Raw genomic sequence first — 19,831 nt, forward strand, 5'->3', positions numbered from 1 at the left:
GCATTTATAAGTATGATTCAAGTAGCTATTGTAGACGACCATCAATTAGTAGCTAAGGCTCTTTCAAGTTTAATTCAAAAACTTGAAAACTATGATGTTATGTATGAAGTTAGCAATGGTAAAGAGTTAATAAGGTATTTTAAATTAAAAATGATACCTGATATTGTTTTGCTAGACATAAATATGCCTGAAATGGACGGGTACGAAACTTCACTTTGGCTCAAAAATAATTATCCGGAAGTAAGAGTATTGGCGCTTTCAATGCATGACAGAGAAGAGTCTATAATTGGAATGTTGCGTAATGGCGTACGCGGCTATTTACTAAAAGGCTGCCGTCCGGCCGAGCTAAAAGAGGCAATTGATTCTATTATGAATAAGGGTTTTTACTATACAGAGTACGTTACCGACCGCCTTATCAAAAGCCTGACTCCGGAGAAAATACTTAATCCTGTTGAGCGTTTTGGGCTCAATGGCAGAGAAACGCAGTTTATAGAGTTTGCTTGTAGTGAACTTACTTATAACGAGATTGCCGATAAAATGTGTGTGAGCCCACGCACAGTAGATGGCTATCGGGAGCAGGTTTTTCAGAAAATGAATGTTAAGTCGAGGGTTGGTATTGTGATAGAGGCTATAAAAACTGGCTTGGTAAAAGTCTGATTCGGTACAATATTAATCTTAAGAATATTTTGCTTGCGTTTCAAAATTCATTTACTATCTTTGGTTGTCATCAATAAAAACCAAAGAAAATTATGTTGAGCCGTGTTGCCAATTCTATCTATTGGATAAATCGCTATATAGAGAGAGCAGAAAACTATTCTCGTTTTGTGAGCGTTAATCTGAATCTTGCCCTTGATGCTCCGGGTATTCTGACCGAACAATGGGAACCGCTATTGATTGCTACTGCTGATAATTATGGTTTTTATGAGCATCATAATCGAGCCAATCGGGACAACGTGATTGATTATATGACTTTTGATAAGCGTAATCCGAACTCAATCTACAGTTGTTTGGCTGCAGCGCGTGAAAACGCACGTACCATACGAGAAAGTATTACAAAAGATATGTGGGAGCATATCAATATCTTTTATCTAAAAATCAAAGAAACACAATCGGCAAAGAACTGGGACGTAGAACAATTACAGCAGTTTTTTACCGAGATAAGAGATGGATGTCAGCTTTTCTGGGGTATTGTTGATGCAACCGTAACTCGTAATGAAGCCTATCATTTTGGCCGCATGGGGCGTTTTCTGGAGCGAGCTGACAAAACTTCACGCTTTTTAGATGTACGCTATTTTACACTCTTGCCCGATGATGAAGCCTTTGGTTCTCCACAAGAATTGCTAATCTGGACATCGGTTCTGAAATCTGTAGGGGCCTTTAATATGTACCGTCAGGAACATCGGGTTATTAACCCATCGCACATAGTTGAGTTTCTGGTACTTGATAAGAGCTTCCCTCGCTCTGTTTTTTATTGTATTCGCCAGGCAGAGCTTTCGCTTTACGAAATTTCAGGTCATAAAATAACTGAAGGATACTCAAATCTGGCAGAGAAGACATTAAGTAAACTACGCCATGAAATAGAATTTACCGAGGTAGAAGATATTTTCGAGAAAGCACTACACCCTTATCTCGATGAGTTTCAGATCAAAAATAACAATGTAGCTAAGGGTATTTTTGATGTTTATTTTGGTTTAAAACCTGTAGAACAATAAATTTCGTAAATAAGATTAGTACTTAGTAGGTAGGTTTTCATACTTTTGTGTTTGTTTTTTCAACACAGCTAATGAATGCTGCTTTCATTGCTGATAATCGAGGCGGCGATCCGCTCAACATTATAATATGACTTTCTGTCTTGGAGTAAAAGTAGCCAAAGGGCTTATTGCCATAGCTGATACACGTATCACTTCCGGTAGCGAGGTTTCTACGAATAAAAAAGTATTTATTCATCAGTCAGGCCAGCATTCAATGTTTATCATGACGGCCGGGTTGCGCTCTGTACGTGACAAAGCGATTACCTATTTTAAGGAAGCATTGGAACAAGAAGACCACAAGTTTGATAAAATGTATAAGGCCGTAAATGCCTTTGGCGAACAGGTAAAACGAGTAGCAGTGGAAGACAAGGTCTCGCTGAGAGAAGCAGGTTTATCTTTCAATTTGTCGGCTCTTATAGGCGGGCAGCTCGAAAATGACGACGAACACAAACTATATATGCTTTACCCTGAAGGTAACTGGATAGAGGTTACTGAGGGGTCTCCTTTTATAATAATAGGGCAATCTAATTATGGCAAGCCTATATTGTATCGCAATCTGAAATACAATACATCTTTACAAGAGGTATTAAAACTTGGATTTCTGGCTTTTGACTCAACACGTGTGAGTGCCAATGACGTAGATTTTCCGATTGATGTGATTCTTTGTGAAAAAGATAGTTTTAATATGGTGGAGCATCGCTATGAAAAACAAGACCTTGAGCAAATATCGTATCAGTGGAATGCGCTCCTGAATGCATCGGTAAAGAAGTTATCTACCGATTGGATGGAGCCTATCTTTAGCAAATCATTAGAAGTAGGCAAATAGCCTACTTCTCAATCCATATATTTCTTGATTCCGAAAACTTGCTATTCTGTAGCCGGACTATGTATTTACCACTTGATAGAAAACTCAAGTCTATCTTTCTACGCTCTGTTAATGAAGGTACAAGTGTAGAGTACATAAACTTTCCTCCTAAGTCATAAACAGATAGTACAAGGTCGCTTAAATCGTCACGAGCTTCAATATAAACATAACCATTTGGTACCGGGTTCGGATACACAATCAGGTTGTCAATTGTAACACTCGGAACAAAAGAAAAAGCATCTGACTGTAATGACCTACAGCCTATAATCTGATTATTGTCAGTTGTATAGTTTTTAATAGCTGTAGCGGTAAAGAAACCAGGTTTAGAAGATTTTATGACCGACGACCTTGTTGTAAGAAAAGCTTCATCTCTTTTCCATTCGTAACCATCAACTTTATCTACCATTTGTTCTGCTTCTAAGCTAAATGCGCCAACCTGTGCAATAGTAGGTTTTTCAGGGCGAGGTTTAATACTGATTTTGGTTATATCAGAGCTAGGAGATATACAGCCGTTATCGTCTCTTACTTTTACTGACACACTATAGCTGCCGGGTTGGGTAAAAGAAAGGCTGCCGGTGCTATCGTTAGTACTCCAGAAACTTTTGCCAAACCCGGAAGCATAAAGAATAATAGATGTGCCTTCGCACACTGTTGGGCCATTATTTACGATAATATTAGGCTTTGGTGGGAGTGCCAACGAGCGAGTAATTATTTCGTTAGATGGTGGCGAAAAACAATCTAAAGAATTAATGCCACGTACGGTAAATACGCCCGAAGTATTAATGCTGATTCCTCGATCTGTTTGGCCAGTACTCCAGCGGAATCTTGTGTAATGAGTATCATTAGTTATTAATTCTGTATTACCACCTTCACAAAAGTTAGGGTTCTTTTTGGTTGTAGCAAAAGGAACCGTAGTAGGAGCCAGGCCTTTTACATTAATAGTATTTGAAAAATAATAATTGCCTGTATTATCTCTTGCAATGGCACTGAAACTACCATCGCTTGCAGTGATAGAAGTACTACTTTGGTTGTTTGACCAACGTTGAGACGCAAAATTACCCGGAACCGTTAATTTGGCTGTTTCAGAGAACTGGCAGCTAGCTTGCAAAGTAATAAGGGGTGATGAAAGATAAGGGATAGAATTACTGAAGAAATTATCATTCAGTTTCACGTTCCATGCTTTTGCTAGGTCAGAGATACCATCGTTGTTACCTCCAAGATTTTTAAAGTGCACACCTTCTACTCGGGGTATCTGAATAGAGTCTGTATAAGGGCCTTCAAATACATTATTGATGCTTCTGATAAGGCGGTCTTGTGCTCGTATAACAGCAGGATTTATATGTTTAGTAGCAAAGTCATTAAGAGACGAACGGCATATTACCCAGCTAAGATTCTTGTTAGACTCAACACGGCTTTTTTCAATAATTGTTTTAATATTATTATAATAAGTGTCTTCGGTTGTTTCAGAATCATCTTCTCCTTGTTCCCACAAGATTGCTCGCACCCCTAAATAAGATACATAAAATTGAAGTGATATTCTGAGTGCAGAGTAGGGTGCTCCACCTATATAAGGCACATGAAATGCATTTTGAGTAGGGAGGCCAAGCGCACTGCTATACCAGTTTTCAGAAGAACTGCCACCATAGGCAGTATTGAGAAACAATATTGGTACATTCAGGCGTTGTGCAAGATAATCGCCTAGCTCGCCCCAGCACCAAGCCCCTTGGCCACGTGGGCCTATCATGGTATTGGCTTCAATATGAGAAAAACTGCTAAAATATGGATAGTCCCAAAGGTTATCGGCTACTCTGAAATTAAAGCAGTTAACACGGTCGTCGAATGATGGCTTTGCGCCATAATCTAATACACCCTCGGCATTTGATTGCCCTGAAACCACAAAAACTTCTCCGATACCTACCTTATTTACTACGGCCTGAGAAACAATACCATCGTTTAGCCAACCTCTCATCTGCAAGGTGTACCAGCCACCTTGCCCTTGTATAGTGCCTACAAAATAACCTCCCTCGGGTTTTGTTGCAATAGTTATCCAGTTTGTTGCAGTTCCTTGACCAGCCGCAACAGGTACCAACCTTGCTTCCACCTTATCCAATTCTCCATCAAAATTCCCTGAAATATTTATCGATGAAGTGTTTTGTTTATCTCTCTGAAATACACTTCTTTCTAAAGGGTAGGTAATTTGTAATTGACTAAAACAAACAGATGTTACAGTAAAAAAAATAGCAATTAAACTCAGGCTTCGCATTTCAACAGGGCTTCATATTTAAGTTTATATAGTGCAAAAATAAAAAGGAAAAATTGAATAAAAAAATCCTTACTTAATTAGCTGTAAGTAAGGATTTTATCGTTTGTATTTGCTGTTGCGGTATAGAATCGTGAATATACGTTTTATTCAACTTTTCTGAAGTCTACTCTTACGGCTCCATGGCATGGCCGATAGTAAGGGAATACCCCCGGTTGTGCCTGTAGATGAGCCGGGAAGTTGTTGATTCGGCCTACTATTCCTTTTTCGGTTCTTGATATTATTGATACGTTTTCATTGTACCATTCCAGGGTCTGGTTAGGAATCAACTGCCCGGTCCATTCTGCAACAAATATATCGCCTACATTGTAATAATCTTTGTCAAGTATAACCGTATTTGTATTTTCAGGACAATCAATAGGAGCGCCGTCATGCTCACAAGTACTGGTATATCCTTGTACTACAAAATCTTTGTAGCCATTACGTGAGACAGTGAGCAAATAATAAGCATTACGGTTATCAGGGATATTATTTTTGGTAATCAGGGTATTACCAGAGAAATTAAACTCTATAGAAGGGTCAAGGTTCTGAACCGACATACGGAATTGTGATAAATCAGAATCTGGGGTAAACGGATGAAAGGTAAACTTCATGCCCCCTTCTCTACATTCGTTATTAGTTTTTAACTGAATCGGTAATCCACTAAGACCAGATGTGCCATTAGCACAGCCAAAAAGATTTACTTCAAGCACGCTGCCTAGCTCTATATTGAAACCGTCACTAAGGTCAACATTTTTGCTAGCCGAGTAGCGTACAGAAGAGTTCTGGCTGATTCTGTCAGAAGAGTGAATACTTTCAGATGCTAATACATCAGTATTTGTGGCAACTAGGTCAGTACTGGTTATGATTTCGCTCTCGCAAGGATAACCAAGTTTTACCAACCAAATATCTCGTGAGTCTTGAGAACCTCCATGATTATCTTTCACATCACCATCGTATGACCTCGTAGTGCCAAGAGTAACAAGGGTTTCGCCTTGTGCTTCTACTAGGCTTGTTCCTTCGTCATCATCAGAGCCTCCCATTGTCTTCGACCAAATAATATCAAGGTTTGTATTTACTTTTGTTACAAATACGTCAAATTTGCCATTATTGTTGCTCGGAATTCGGTCTCTATCGGTAACAGTTCCGTTATTAGAAGTAGTAGAACCTATAAAGGCAAAGCTGCCATCACGAGTAAGTATAATATCATTTATTAAGTCTCTTCCTGAGCCACCAAATACCTTTTTGGTTATTAAATCGCCAGAAGAATTCAGTTTAAGCAGCCATACATTTTCTTGAAAATTATTCGGAAAATCATTTGAATTTTCTCTATAAAAGTCATCGGTCATTGATTTAGAAACAATACCTACTACCACCTCTCCGTTTGGAAGAGCAATAACACTGTGTGCTTCGTCGTCTACATTGCCTCCATAAGTTTTCTGCCAGATAGTATTAAGCGATTCATCAAATTTAATCACAAATGTATCATAGCCTCCTTTTGCTGAGCCCAGAATACCATCGTTTGAATTGGTACTACCTACAATCACGTAGTTGCCATCAGGAGTCCGTTTCATATCGAACGCAAACTCATCATTATTGCCACCAAAGCACTTTTTTGTGATAATATTGCCTGATTGGTCTACTTTGCTTACCCATACATCACGCCCACCGGCTCTGTTGGCATTTAGCAGGTCTCCATCATAAGAATTGGTATGACCTAATAACATAAGGTTATTATCAGGAGTAAGTAATACTCTTGCTACCATGTCTTCGCCCGAGCCCCCCAGTAATTTAAACCATTCTCTACGCCCTTGAGCGTTTAGCTTTGCTAACAATATATCAAAGTGGCCTTTTGCACCTGTATTAAATTCTACGTTTCGTAAATCGGTGCTTACAAAGTTAAGCTTCTGTACATTTACGACTTTAGCTACAAGAAAGTATCCACCATCAGAATTAGGAATAATATCCATACCTCTGAATCCGGTATAAGCTTTGTCGTCAAAAATGATTGTTTCCCATAATAATTCTCCTTTGTGATTTAACTTAGAAGCTACCACTGTCTCATAACCTTGTAAGGTTTTTTTATTGACAGTTATGAAATTCCCATCTTGCATGGGGGTTATCCGACCGCCTTCGTCACCATACCAACTATCCCATCCATAGCATCTTTGCCATTCTATAGATGTTGAAGTTGTTTGGGCATTTGTTTTTGAAAAAACGCAAATAACAAGAAGGCACGTAATGATTTGTAGAGCTGTTTTTTTTCCTGACATAACAATAATAACTTCTAAAATTGATTCTATGAACTTTATTGGTAAGGTGAACGCAAACTTTTTTAATTATTGCTTACCTCTGCAATGTAAAATTCTGAGGAATAAGCTAATTCCTTTTGTATTATATTTTATCTGACAAAAATTATGGTTTTATTGATTAAGCCTTTGTGTTGGCTTAGAGCACGTTTTATTTTGTAATGATACTATTTCTAAAATTATTAAACTTTAAATATTGGATAAAACCAATAATCGTAATATAAGTTTTTTTGTATTTATAAAACGAGTAAAAATACCTGTTTAATCTACTCCGACAAAATTGATGCCAAAATTAAAAGGTTGGTTATGAAGAAATAGCTGCTAGAAAAATTGAGGAATATAATAGCAAAAATGTGGGTGCAAAATTACGTAAAAAAATGTAGAATAGCTTTAAAATAGGGTTAAAATATGGCAATACCAGTAAAATAAATTGGTATTGCCATTGTTAAATAACTAAACTCTTTGAGAAATTAACTCTTTTATGTCTCTAATGATTTTATCGGCAAGATTTGAGGCAGTAGTTTCAAACTCTGACTCGGCATAAATACGAATAATGGGCTCTGTATTTGACTTCCGTAAATGCACCCATTCTTTTTCGAAATTAATCTTTACGCCATCTTCTGTATTTATCGGATAACGGTCATACTTTTCTTTTATGTCTTCTAAGATTTCGTCTACGTTAATCTCTGGGGTAAGTTCTATTTTCTTTTTTGCAATATGGTAGTTAGGGTAAGTTTTTCTTAAAAATCCTACCGGTTTTCCAAACTTGGCCAGATGGCTCAAGAATAAAGCAATACCAACCAATGCATCACGTCCGTAGTGTAACTCAGGATAAATGATACCCCCGTTGCCTTCGCCGCCAATTATAGCACCAACTTCTTTCATTTTCACAACTACGTTTACTTCGCCTACGGCAGCGGTTGCATACTCGCCACCTGCTTTTTCGGTAACATCTTTAAGCGCAAGCGTTGACGATAGATTCGAAACAGTTCTTAAGCCTGTTTTCTGGGTAGTATTAGATAAAATATAGTCGGCTACTGCCACAAGTGTATATTCTTCACCAAAGGGTTCTCCGTCTTCACAAATAAAAGCTAATCTGTCTACATCGGGGTCAACTACAATACCTAAATCATAATTTCCTTTGCGGGTTTCGGCCGAAATTTCTCTCAGGTTTTCAGGCAATGGCTCTGGGTTGTGTGCAAATATACCGGTAGGCTCACAGTTGATTAATTTTATTTGGTTAACGCCCAAAGCCTCTAATAACATTGGTACAGCAATACCGCCCGACGAATTAACAGCATCAATAACTACCTTAAAATTGGCACTTTCAATAGCCTTTTTGTCTACTAATGGCAAAGCCAGAATTAAGTCAATGTGTTTTTTCAGATAAGAATCATCAAAACTTACTTTGCCTAAACTCTTTACATCACAAAATTCAACAGAGCCATCTTCGGCAATAGCCAATAATTCGGCACCATCGCTCCCTGATATGAACTCACCTTTTTCGTTAAGTAATTTAAGTGCATTCCATTGAATAGGGTTGTGGCTAGCTGTAAGAATAATGCCCCCAAGTGCTTTTTCTAAAGGAACAGCAACTTCTACCGTAGGAGTAGTAGAAAGCCCAAGGTCAATAACATGAAAACCAAGACCAACTAAGGTTGAACAAACAAGGTCGGAAACCATTTTACCTGACAAACGTGCGTCTCTCCCAAGAACTACTTTAAGTTCGGCATCAGGATTCTTTTTTTTGAGCCATGAGCCGTAAGCAGCAGCAAACTTTACGATATCTAGCGGAGTTAAGGCATCACCACTTTTACCGCCGATTGTTCCACGGATACCTGAAATAGATTTAATAAGGGTCACTTTGAATGCGTGTTTTGGGAATTTTAGGAATATAGGTATAATATTAATTGAGGCCAATCCAGAATTAATATGCTTAATGATTAAGATTAATCACGGACAAAGATAAAAAAAAACTGTATTTTTTCTATTTCTTTTATTTGCACCAAATTAAAATCTCATTTAGCAAACGAAAAATCAGATGCGTTTAATATTCACATAGGCATTTAATTCTGATTTGGCACTGCCTCTGAATCCCCCCGTGATTGGGTTTATTAGCTCAGGTTGTGCCGATGATGCTAATGTAATATAATGATTATCAACTATTTTGCCCTCAGTAGGGTCGAAACCCCGCCAGCCAGCTCCGGGCAAATAAACTTCTACCCATGCGTGTAATTCGTGCGCTTGCAATAAACTTCCATAACAATATCCACTTACAAATCGTGCTGCAATTCCGAGAGCTTTGCAACAGGCAATCATCAAAACAGCATAATCTCTGCAAGTCCCTTTTCGGTTCAATAAAGTTTTTTCAGGTGCATTGGCAGGGCCTTCAAGGCGTTTCTCATAAGTAAAACTTTGTTTGATATATTGTGAGATACGGGCCAGAAAATCGGTTGTTTTCCAGTTGGCCTCAGCCGCGATCTGGCGTGCAAACTGATGTATCAGGGTTGTTACACTAGTTTGGTTCAGATACGGATGCAACAGTAATGCTTCTTTCTCGGGGTAATCGAAAGGAAGCTTTTCGGCATTAAACGGAAAATATATAAAATGGTAGGGCTTATTAGGTGCTGAATCTATCTCGAAAGACGCTTTAAAAGTGAGTTCTTCGCATGATGAATTAATATACGCTACATATTGCGCATTGCCTTCTACATCAATATTTTTATATAGAATATTGGCTGATGGGGTAATTTCTAATTCAAAATTGCTGACCTCCTGATGAGGGGAGGCTTTGGGCGACAAATAAATATAATGAGGTGTCAGAAAAACAGGATGAGAATATTTATAATGTAAAGTATGTTCAACGTTTAGAGTCATAAAATGCTTGTTAAGTATTTTAAAGCATATTTAAAATGAAAGTTCTCAGACCAAAAATGCCTTTTTTGAGCGATATTTAGTTTAAATATACTCATAGAGTATGTTTAAAATTACCTGGCAATTTGCCATATGAAAATTTAAACATACTCTCAATCTAAACAACTCAACAAAAAACTATTCTTCATCAGTTCCGCTCATGCCTGATAAAAAGTGCGCTTTGTTAATAACTACTGATACTACATTCCCTGCATTACCGGGTAATTCTACCTCAATATTGGCTCCTTGGGTAGTACCTAGTTTTACCGGTATTTTCTTGAAAACTACTTCTTTATCGTTTTGGTTTTCTAGTGCTATAATAAAGTTTCCGATAGATTCTCTTAGTATTGCACTTTCAGGCAATGCCTTAGCTACATGAGTACCTGTAAATATTCGGGCATTGATAAACATACCCGGAGTAAGCTTTTGTTCAAGCTGGCGATTATCGAGATGAGCATGGATATTAAGAGCCTTGGTTTCATCTTCAAATGCTTGCCCAACCAAAAATACCGTTGCGTATGCGTTGTCACCCAGACGCTTGTCTTCAATCAATATTTTTTGTCCTTTCTGAATCTTGGAAGCGTCTTTTTCTAATACTTTTAATTGAATATGCAGGTCGTCTCTATTGATTAACTCAAATAATATATCGTTTGGTGTAACTGATTTGCCAATGTTAATAGGGGCATTTTTAACAAAGCCTGTAATAGGCGAAACCACATTTATCACTGGCGAAATATCGCCCCTTTTTAAGGTAGAAGCCGTAATGCCCAATACCTTAAGTTTAGCCTCAAGTGCCTTTATTAATGCCTGATTGCTGTTAAATTCGGCATCGGCTTGTTGCAGCTTTTTCTTTACTCCTATATCCTCGGCACTTAATGTTTGCTGACGCTCTAGTTCTTTTTCAAGAAAAACTGAGTGAGCTACCGCCTGAAAATAATCTTGTTGTAATTGTATAAACTCAATAGATTCAATTGTAGCCAAAACCGTACCTTTTTTTACAAACCAGCCTTGTAAAGCATTATTCGGAAGAATAGTTTTTACAAAACCTGTAATAGGAATACTCAAAGAAACCTGATTCTCGGGTGGTACTTCTACAGTTCCGGCAACTTTGATTTCGTTATTCATCGGAATCTCTGTAAAGTTCCCCAACTCAACACCCAGATTCTTAAACTGCTCGGCAGTTATTTTTATCTGTTGTGTTTGTGTATTTACAGTACTTGTGCTATCGGCAGAAGCCGATACGGTATTGTTACTTTCCGCTTTTTTTGAGCAAGATACAAGTATTGATACCGATAATATAGATATAAAAAAATATATTTTCATGATATTTTTATTTATTCGATTCCTAAAAGTGTTTCTATCTGAATGATAGTCTGGTTAAAATTTAAAATTGTTAATAAGTAATTATCTTTGATTTGCCAGGCTTGCTGGTTGTTTTGTATCAGCTCTACATAATCAATCTCTCCGGTTTGGTACCCTCTTACTGCGCTTTTTATCATTAATTCGGATTGTGGTAGCGCAAATGACTCGTAATAATTAAGCGAGTTTTTGTGTTTCTGGTAAGTGGTTTTCAGTACACTCAACTGAATATTAAGCTGAAAATCAATGCTTTGTAGGTTCGACTCCGCAATTTTCTCATTTACTTTAGCCGCTTCTACTCGTGCTTTTTGTGCTTTTGTAAAAATGGGTAATCCAATACCTGCCGAAACCACCATTTGATTAAGCCTATGTTCAATACTCTGATTGATGAGACCTACTCTGAAATCGGGTTTTAGCTTTTGTTTTTCAACATTTGTCTGTTTCTGGCTCACAACAGATTGTTGTTCAAATACAGATAGGAGGGGGTTCTCTGAAAACAAATGGGCGTTACTAATAAATGCTGTATCTTTTTTTAGCGGAATAGTAAAGTCCAGTTTAAAATCCTGTGTACTATTAAGTAATAGTTTAAAGTTTTTGTAAGCTGTTTCTTCGTCTTTATCTAAAACCCTCATCCGGTTGCTGATTTCTTGCAGTCGCAATTCTGCATTTGTTTTTTCTAATGCATTGCTTTCGCCGGTTTTGTATCTTGCCTCGGCAATCTGTTGAGTACTCCGGTATACACTATCTTGTTGTGTTAGTATACGGCGCTGTTGTTGGTAATAAAACAATTCGTAATAAATTTGCTTTATTCGGCCTATAAGCTCGTTTTTATTTAAAGCTTCATTTTTCAGACTTGCTTCAACATGACTTTTTTGTAAATCAGCCTGAGCTTGATAGAGTTTAGGGTGCGAAAACTGTTGTGTCAAGCCTACAATGTAGTCGTTGGTATAATAAGTTTGTGTTCGCCCTAGCTGTACATCAAGATTGGTCTTCGGTAATTCTCTAGCTGTTTTTATCAACAATCGTTGCCCTTCAGTTTCTAATCTGTTTATTTTTAGCTGGTAATTATTTTTATTGGCCAACTCTATGCTTTGTTGTAGGCTCAATGTCTGGGCAAATACTTTGGGGCTTATCAATAAAATAAGCAGTAGTAATTTGCTATGGCGTTTTAAGATATTCACTTTCATCGAACTTTGTTTTTTGTAAATAAGGTGTAGATAACAGGTAGCACAACCAACGTAAGCAAGGTGGCTGAAATAAGCCCGCCTATTACCACCGTAGCCAAAGGCTTTTGTACTTCGGCACCTGCCGAGTGCGAAATAGCCATCGGTAAAAAGCCTAATGATGCAACTGCGGCGGTCATCAATACCGGACGGAAACGGTTTTTTACGCCTTGGAATGTTCGTTCATAAATATTCTGGTACCCTTCTTCTTCCAATTGGTTAAGGTGGCTTATCAATACTATACCGTTAAGTACGGCTACACCAAACAAGGCAATAAAGCCAACACCTGCCGAAATACTGAATGGCATATCCCGAACCCATAGTGCTACAATGCCACCAATGGCCGAAAGTGGAATAGCCGTGAAAATCATAGATGCCTGCCTGAAAGAACGGAAAGTAAAATACAAGAGCATAAAAATGAGCAATAGTGCAACAGGTACTGCAATACTTAGGCGGTCTTTGGCTTTTTGAAGATTCTCGAAAGCACCACCATATACAAAATAGTAACCTGCTGGCAATTTTATCTGTGCGTCAAGTTTTTGTTGAATCTCATGTACCAGACTTTCTACGTCACGGTTTTGTGGGCTTACACCAATGGTAATACGCCGACGGGTATTTTCGTGGGATATTTGCGCCGGAGCCGTTATGTAAGAAATATCGGCCACTTCTTCAAAATTGATATAAGAGCCATTGGCTAGTTTTACATAGAGTGCTTTTACACCGTCAATATCGTTGCGAGAGGTAGAATCTAGTCTCAATACCATATCGAAACGTTTTTCTTCTTCAAATACAGTTCCGGCTTTTTCTCCGGCAAATGCTGTTTTTAGTATGAGATTCAACTCTTCAATGTTTAGCCCATACTGTGCTAGTTTTTCACGGTTATAGACTACCGAAATCTGAGGTAGCCCCACAAGCCGTTCTATCTTTATACTTGCTACTCCTTCAATTTTTTCAATTATGCGTGCACAGGCATTGGCTCGCTCGGCTAGTTTTTCTAGGTCATTTCCAAAAATCTTTACCACAATCTCCGACCTTGACCCCGCTATCATTTCGTTGAAACGCATCTGTATAGGTTGTGTAAACTCTACACTCATGCCGGGTACTTCCCGGTCTATTACATCGGCCATTTTCTCAAACATTTCTTCTTTCGATTTAGCCGAAACCCACTCTGATTTATCTTTCAGAGAAATCATAAGGTCTGACATCTCAACAGGCATAGGGTCGGTTGGTACTTCTGATGCACCTATACGCCCTACAATCTGTTCTATTTCAGGGAAGTGTTTTCTTAATGCATTTTGCGCTTTGGTAGTAGCCTCGATGGTAGCCGTTAGAGATGTACCCGGAGGAGTCTGGAAATCAACGGCTATATCTCCTTCTTCTAAGCTCGGAATAAACTCACCACCCAAAGTAGAAAACACACCAAGACTTACCACAAACAGCCCAAATGCGATACCTACTACAATTTTCTTTTTAGCCATTGCCCACTTAAACAAAGGACTGTAAGCATTAAAAATCGAATTAACGATGGTGTCAGACAGTTTGAAATGTTTATTGCCTTCGTTTTTAAGAAGTAGTGCCGAAACCGCAGGTACATAAGTAAGTGATAATACCAATGCCGATACAATAGCCAAACTCACAGTAATGGCCATCGGTTGGAACATTTTCCCTTCAACACCCGAAAGTGTGAGTAGTGGAAGATAAACCGTTAGAATAATAATTACACCAAAAATAGCTGAGTTAAGAATCTTAGATGTGGCCTTGAAAACAAGACTGTCCATTTCGGGCTGGGTGAGTTTTGCTTTAGCATTTTCGTGGCTCTTATCTTGCAAATAGTGTAGGATACCCTCAACTACTATAATAGAGCCATCAATAATAAGCCCGAAATCAATAGCGCCAAGGCTCATCAGATTGGCTGAAATCCCAATGGTATTCATTAAGCTCAAGGTTACGAGCATAGACAACGGAATAACCGATGCTACCAATAAACCGGCTCTGATACTCCCCATTAATAGCACCAATACAAAAACTACAATCAAACCACCCTCAATCAGGTTGGTTTCTACCGTCCTGATAGCCTTGTCGATTAGCTTGGTGCGGTCTATAAACGCACTTATTTGCAGTCCTTCGGGCAATGTTTTCTGAATCCGGTCAATGCGTTCTTTTACACCTTTAATGGTTTTCTCAGAATCGGCCCCTTTTAGCATCAATACTACTGCACCTACGGTTTCGCCTTTTCCGTTCTGAGTCATGGCACCAAAGCGATTGGCATGCCCAAATTGCACCGTTGCTACTTCTCGCACCAGTAGAGGCGTTCCTGCTACGTTTTTGATAACAATGTTCTCAATGTCCGACAAAGTTTTGGTTGTTCCTTCGCCTCTGATAAAATATGCCTGGTTATTTTTTTCGATATAGCTACCGCCAGTATTGGCATTGTTGCGGGCCAAAGCATCATACAGTTCACTAAGACTGATGTTATTGGCACGCAAACGCTCAGGGTTAGCACTCACTTCGTATTGTTTTACAAAGCCCCCGAAACTACTGATTTCAATAACTCCTTTTACCCCTGCTAACTGGCGCTTGATAATCCAGTCCTGAATTGTACGCAGGTCGGTCAGTGAATATTTATCTTCATATCCTTTCTTCGGAATGATTGTGTATTGGTAGATTTCTCCAAGACCTGTAGTAATAGGAGCTAGTTCGGGTTTCCCAAATTGTGTCGGAATTTTGTCTTCGGTTGCTTTTAATTGCTCTGCTACCAGTTGCCTTGCCTGTAGCATAGGAATCGATTCATCGAAAACAATGGTAATAACCGATAAGCCTAAACGGGAAGTAGAACGTATTTCTTCTACACCTTGCAGATTAGCCATTTGTTGCTCAATAGGAGATGTAATATACTGTTCTACCTCTTGAGCGGCTAGTGTAGGGGTTTGAGACAAGATAACAACCTGATTATTGGTTACATCCGGTATGGCATCAATCGGCAATTGGGTAAGTGAATAACCTCCCCAGCCAATAAGACCCAATACCATCATACCAATAATCATTTTATTATTGATACTAAATTTTATAATGGCATCAAACATGATAATATTAAAATATGTATAAGCAATTGGAAAGAGTAAATAGAACAGCCAGCTCTAAATCTGTGCATACAGACTCAGAAGCGATTGTTTCTAAGAAAGAAATGAAGGTAACTTATGCTCGAGGAGGATTGAGTAGGTTTTTCTCGGCAGAGAAAAAATAATTATTTAACCAATTAAAATGGTCTTCTTTTTCGATAAATGAAAACGTAGTATCATTGGCGAAAGAGATAAAAGAAGGAATAACATACAGATAACTTACACCATTGATATCAAATGATGGTAGACTTGGATGCTTTGTTTTGGCGTGAGCCGAATTGGCCGAATAGTGCATAACCAGAAAATCCCAAAGGTTGAAATCTTTAGGGGCCTCTCTTTTATGCTGGTAGTAATGCGTAACAAGTTCCGAAAGTTTAATGGATTGACTCCAGTTAACTTTCGGAACCAGACTACCGAAAAAGATAGTTATAAACAGTATGACAGCTATGGCGCGTCGCAATTATTTATAGATGTTTTGGACAAATATATATAATGTTTGCACATATATGCTATTAAAATCGACGAACTACGGGTTTTGATGGATTTTTTGCATAATTCATAACCATTATAAATAATACGGTAATTATTTAACTTTGCTTTGTTCTACTCCTTCCTTAGTAATTATTACAGGTTTAATAAATCCTTGTTCATCAAAATACATTTTTTCGATACAAGTTTCTCTTGAATTACGATCGGTTTCGTTTAAAGGTCTTCTATGATAAACAATATACCAGTCTTTACTTTTTTTATCATGAATAACAGAATGATGGCCTGCACCTCTGGCTATATCAGGATTCTGCTGTAATATTTTATCAACACGCTTAAAAGGCCCGAACGGAGAATCGGCAATGGCATAGGCTACGCTATAATTGGGGCCTGTCCAGCCACCTTCCGACCACATGAAGTAGTATTTACCATCTTTTACAAACATAAACGGGCCTTCTACATAGCTTTCAGGCGTAATTTCTTTGAAAATGCTACCATCTTCAAACGGAATAAAACCTGTAAAATCTTTTTTCAGGTGGGCAATGTTACAATGCTTCCAGCCGCCATAAATCAGGTAATACTCGCCTTTGTCATGAAACACAAACTGGTCGATAGGTTGTGCACCATTATGGAATTTATCAACCAAGGGTCTATTCAAAAGGTCTTTGTAAGGGCCTTCGGGTTTATCGGCTACTGCTACACCTATACCTCCTAGCTCGTTGTCGCTCTGAATATCGTTTGCGCCAAAAAACAGGTAATACTTTTTGTCTTTTTCAATAATTGATGGTGCCCACATGGCACGTTTTGCCCATTTTACACTGGCAGTATCTAGTATTCTTTCGTGCTTAGTCCAGTTTACTAAATCAGGCGACGAGAAAGCATCAAAAAAGACCTGTTTCTCATAAGGTGCCGAAAACGTAGGATATATCCAGTATTTTTTGCCAAAAATGATACCTTCGGGGTCGGCATACCAACCAGGGAAAACAGGATTGCCTGATGTTTTTTTATTTTGGGCATCTGCTTGCCCATAAGAGACTAATAGTAATACGCAGAAAAATAAAGTTTTTAGGCTAAGATTAAAAGAACCGCTGATTGTCATGATTTATAAGAGTTGATATTAATTTAAGGTGGTAAATATACCAGCCTTTAGAATACAGTACCAAAAAATGACAAATATTATTAATAGCTACTAAGCCTGAACCCTTAAAAGTTAATTCACAATTTCTGGATTTTTGGACTATATTTACTTTTTTTTCGACCCTGTCGCTTAGATATAGCCAATGTTTAAAACACTTATAACTTTTATGAAAAAAAGAATTTTGCTTTTTGGGCTTTCAATCTGTTTTTTTTCCACATTACAAACCATCGCTCAAAGTTGGAGTGTGTACTCACCTGATAATAAAATCAGAGCCACGGTTGAGCTCAAACAGCCTAATGGAAACCTGGTTTATTATGTCGATTATATTGAAAATAGCGTAACGGAACGCGTTATTAATGAATCGGAACTGGGCGTGAGAAGAATGGATGAGTTTTTTGCAAATAACTTTAGCTTTGAAGGCATTAGTACCAGAAGCATTGATGAAAATTATCAGAAAGCCACCGGTAAGAAACTTAGCCTTAGAAACAATGCCAATGAAATGAAACTAAGTTTCAAATTGAATAATAAACTGATGGACGTGGTTTTTCGTGCCTATAACGATGGTGTTGGTTTTAGGTATGTGTTTCCGGAAACATCAGGTGCTGAATATTATGTAACAGGAGAAAATACAACTTTTCAGTTGCCAACCAATGGTACCTCATGGCTCCAGGAATATTCAAATTTTCATCCTGTTTATGAAAGGTTTTTTAATAGTGCGCCAATGAATCAAGGGGTATGGAACCCCTCGGTTTTTCCTGCGCTGTTTAAAACTTCAAAATTCTGGATTCTTATAACAGAGTCTGACTTACAGGATAATTTCTTTGCCAGCCATATTGATACTTATGCAGGCAACGGAACTTACAGGCTCGCCCCTCCTGCACAAGAAGATGGTAATGGTTTTTCCAGCTTTGCTAAATCGACTTTGCCTTGGGTAATGCCTTGGCGTGTGATAGTAATAGGTACACAAAATAAAACAATAGTAGAATCAGATTTAGTAAGCCATTTAAGTTCACCTTCAACCATTGCTGATATGTCGTGGATACAACCGGGTTTATCGGCCTGGAGTTGGTGGTCGAACCTTTTTAGCCCAACTGATTTTATTGCACTAAGAAACTTTATTGACTTTACATCAACATTTAACCTGCCTTATTTTTTAGTTGACCTTAAATGGAATAATATGGGTAATGGGGGTAATATTGATGATATTATTAGCCATGCTAATTCAAAAAATGTGAAATTATGGCTTTGGTATAATTCAGGTGGGCCAACCAACGATTTTTATGAAGATCAACCAAGAGACCTGATGCATGTAAGAGAGATTAGAAGAAACGAGTTTCAGCGGATAAAAAATCTAGGTATAAAAGGTGTAAAAATAGATTTTTTCCAAAGCGATAAACAAGAAGTAATTAAGCAATATATTGATATATTTAAAGATGCAGCCGACTACCAGCTAATGGTAAATGTGCATGGGAGTACAGTTCCAAAAGGGTGGGAGAGAACTTACCCGAATCTGGTAGCAATGGAAGCTGTTAAGGGTGCTGAGGCTTATTTGTTTGATGGTGATAATTTCAGACCCAAGGCGGCGATTCATCATACCATTTTACCCTTTACCCGTAATGCCATCGGAGCGATGGACTATACGCCTGTAATTATAGGCGAAGGGCGTGGCGTGGTACATTATACAACCGATGTACACGAAATAGCCTTGTTGAATACATTTGAGTCGGGCCAAACTCATCTTGTAGACAGAGCAGAAAGTTATTTGGGTTTACCGCCTATTGCACAGAAAATGATTCAGCAGTTTCCGACAACATGGGACGAAACCCATCTGATAGATGGATTTCCGGGTACACACGTGATAATGGCTAGGCGTAAAGGCGAAAACTGGTATATATCGGGGATTAACGGAGAAGATAGTGTTAGGACTGTAAACTTGAACTTCCCTCTTATAGCCAATGGCGATTACACAAAATTAGTTTTAAAAGATGGGAATACCCCAAGAGATATTGTGCCGTCAGAAACAGATGCTGTTGTTCAGTCAAATTTCAATATTAATGAAGTAATGAAACCAAATGGTGGTTTTCTGATAATTTTAAATAGAAAAGCCTGTCAATCATCATATATCCTCTCAAATAATACTTTAGATGTAAAAGACGACTATAAGGTGTCTGATAAAATAGAATCGTCGGTGAAAATAGCACCCAATAGAAAAGTAAACTATGATGCAGGTAAATCAATTGATTTAAAATCAGGATTTGAAGTAAAACCCGGTGCCACTTTTACTGCCAAAATGGGTGGGTGTACTGACTAATTACAGCCGTTGTTTTAAGTTATATCAGCAATATTTATGTGCATCAGCATAAAATATT

13 protein-coding genes are annotated in these 19,831 nt (G+C 38.2%); 4 read left to right on the forward strand and 9 right to left on the reverse strand.

What is annotated here, in order from left to right:
- Positions 1-12: 12 nt before the first annotated feature.
- The 3 genes from WAE64_RS02890 (at position 13) to WAE64_RS02900 (ending at position 2,577) form a co-directional block, all read left to right on the forward strand.
- Positions 13-657 (forward strand): response regulator transcription factor, encoded by a 645-nt coding sequence (locus tag WAE64_RS02890; RefSeq protein ID WP_340234373.1) that lies wholly within the window; start codon positions 13-15, stop codon positions 655-657.
- Positions 658-749: 92 nt separating this feature from the next.
- Complete coding sequence (locus WAE64_RS02895; protein WP_340234375.1) at positions 750-1,712, forward strand: alpha-E domain-containing protein; 963 nt, start codon at positions 750-752, stop codon at positions 1,710-1,712.
- A gap of 127 nt (positions 1,713-1,839) precedes the next feature.
- Positions 1,840-2,577 carry a proteasome-type protease gene (locus WAE64_RS02900; protein WP_340234377.1) on the forward strand — a complete coding sequence of 246 codons (738 nt, stop codon included), beginning with the start codon at positions 1,840-1,842 and terminating at the stop codon, positions 2,575-2,577.
- Position 2,578: 1 nt separating this feature from the next.
- Here WAE64_RS02900 and WAE64_RS02905 read toward each other — a convergent pair whose 3' ends face one another.
- The 9 genes from WAE64_RS02905 to WAE64_RS02945 all read right to left on the reverse strand — a co-directional run bounded on the left by WAE64_RS02905 (position 2,579) and on the right by WAE64_RS02945 (position 17,423).
- Positions 2,579-4,879 (reverse strand): sialate O-acetylesterase, encoded by a 2,301-nt coding sequence (locus WAE64_RS02905; protein WP_340234379.1) that lies wholly within the window; start codon positions 4,877-4,879, stop codon positions 2,579-2,581.
- A 143-nt stretch (positions 4,880-5,022) separates the two neighbouring features.
- The gene (locus tag WAE64_RS02910) at positions 5,023-7,188 is read right to left on the reverse strand and encodes a 3-coathanger stack domain-containing protein (protein WP_340234381.1); all 2,166 of its coding nucleotides are present in this window, start codon (positions 7,186-7,188) and stop codon (positions 5,023-5,025) included.
- Positions 7,189-7,677: 489 nt separating this feature from the next.
- Entirely contained in the window at positions 7,678-9,087 is a 1,410-nt protein-coding gene (glmM, locus tag WAE64_RS02915; protein ID WP_340234385.1) for a phosphoglucosamine mutase, read from the reverse strand.
- Between the two features lie 174 nt (positions 9,088-9,261).
- Positions 9,262-10,101, reverse strand: a complete 840-nt coding sequence (locus tag WAE64_RS02920) for a transglutaminase family protein (RefSeq protein ID WP_340234387.1) — start codon at positions 10,099-10,101, stop codon at positions 9,262-9,264.
- A gap of 174 nt (positions 10,102-10,275) precedes the next feature.
- Entirely contained in the window at positions 10,276-11,460 is a 1,185-nt protein-coding gene (locus tag WAE64_RS02925; protein WP_340234389.1) for an efflux RND transporter periplasmic adaptor subunit, read from the reverse strand.
- Positions 11,461-11,471: 11 nt separating this feature from the next.
- The gene (locus tag WAE64_RS02930) at positions 11,472-12,683 is read right to left on the reverse strand and encodes a TolC family protein (protein ID WP_340234391.1); all 1,212 of its coding nucleotides are present in this window, start codon (positions 12,681-12,683) and stop codon (positions 11,472-11,474) included.
- Positions 12,680-15,802, reverse strand: a complete 3,123-nt coding sequence (locus tag WAE64_RS02935) for an efflux RND transporter permease subunit (protein ID WP_340234394.1) — start codon at positions 15,800-15,802, stop codon at positions 12,680-12,682. Before WAE64_RS02935 ends, WAE64_RS02930 begins: the two co-directional genes overlap by 4 nt.
- 112 nt (positions 15,803-15,914) lie before the next feature.
- A complete protein-coding gene (locus WAE64_RS02940) occupies positions 15,915-16,298 on the reverse strand; it encodes a hypothetical protein (protein ID WP_340234396.1) in 384 nt (127 codons plus the stop codon).
- 123 nt (positions 16,299-16,421) lie between these two features.
- Entirely contained in the window at positions 16,422-17,423 is a 1,002-nt protein-coding gene (locus WAE64_RS02945; RefSeq protein WP_340234398.1) for a glycoside hydrolase family 43 protein, read from the reverse strand.
- 205 nt (positions 17,424-17,628) lie between these two features.
- Here WAE64_RS02945 and WAE64_RS02950 point away from each other — a divergent pair, with 205 nt between their 5' ends.
- Positions 17,629-19,773, forward strand: a complete 2,145-nt coding sequence (locus WAE64_RS02950; RefSeq protein ID WP_340234400.1) for a glycoside hydrolase family 97 protein — start codon at positions 17,629-17,631, stop codon at positions 19,771-19,773.
- The last annotated feature ends 58 nt before the right edge of the window (positions 19,774-19,831 follow it).

This window comes from Emticicia soli, assembly GCF_037860775.1.
Lineage (GTDB): Bacteria > Bacteroidota > Bacteroidia > Cytophagales > Spirosomataceae > Emticicia > Emticicia soli.

Bases quoted from the DNA above. Each gene is read 5' to 3' on its own strand.
- WAE64_RS02895 (WP_340234375.1), top strand. From the start codon at position 750: ATGTTGAGCCGTGTTGCCAATTCTATCTATTGGATAAATCGCTATATA.
- WAE64_RS02945 (WP_340234398.1), bottom strand. From the start codon at position 17,423: ATGACAATCAGCGGTTCTTTTAATCTTAGCCTAAAAACTTTATTTTTC.
- WAE64_RS02920 (WP_340234387.1), bottom strand. From the start codon at position 10,101: ATGACTCTAAACGTTGAACATACTTTACATTATAAATATTCTCATCCT.
- WAE64_RS02935 (WP_340234394.1), bottom strand. From the start codon at position 15,802: ATGTTTGATGCCATTATAAAATTTAGTATCAATAATAAAATGATTATT.
- WAE64_RS02930 (WP_340234391.1), bottom strand. From the start codon at position 12,683: ATGAAAGTGAATATCTTAAAACGCCATAGCAAATTACTACTGCTTATT.
- WAE64_RS02925 (WP_340234389.1), bottom strand. From the start codon at position 11,460: ATGAAAATATATTTTTTTATATCTATATTATCGGTATCAATACTTGTA.
- WAE64_RS02900 (WP_340234377.1), top strand. From the start codon at position 1,840: ATGACTTTCTGTCTTGGAGTAAAAGTAGCCAAAGGGCTTATTGCCATA.
- WAE64_RS02950 (WP_340234400.1), top strand. From the start codon at position 17,629: ATGAAAAAAAGAATTTTGCTTTTTGGGCTTTCAATCTGTTTTTTTTCC.
- WAE64_RS02910 (WP_340234381.1), bottom strand. From the start codon at position 7,188: ATGTCAGGAAAAAAAACAGCTCTACAAATCATTACGTGCCTTCTTGTT.
- WAE64_RS02890 (WP_340234373.1), top strand. From the start codon at position 13: ATGATTCAAGTAGCTATTGTAGACGACCATCAATTAGTAGCTAAGGCT.
- WAE64_RS02905 (WP_340234379.1), bottom strand. From the start codon at position 4,879: ATGCGAAGCCTGAGTTTAATTGCTATTTTTTTTACTGTAACATCTGTT.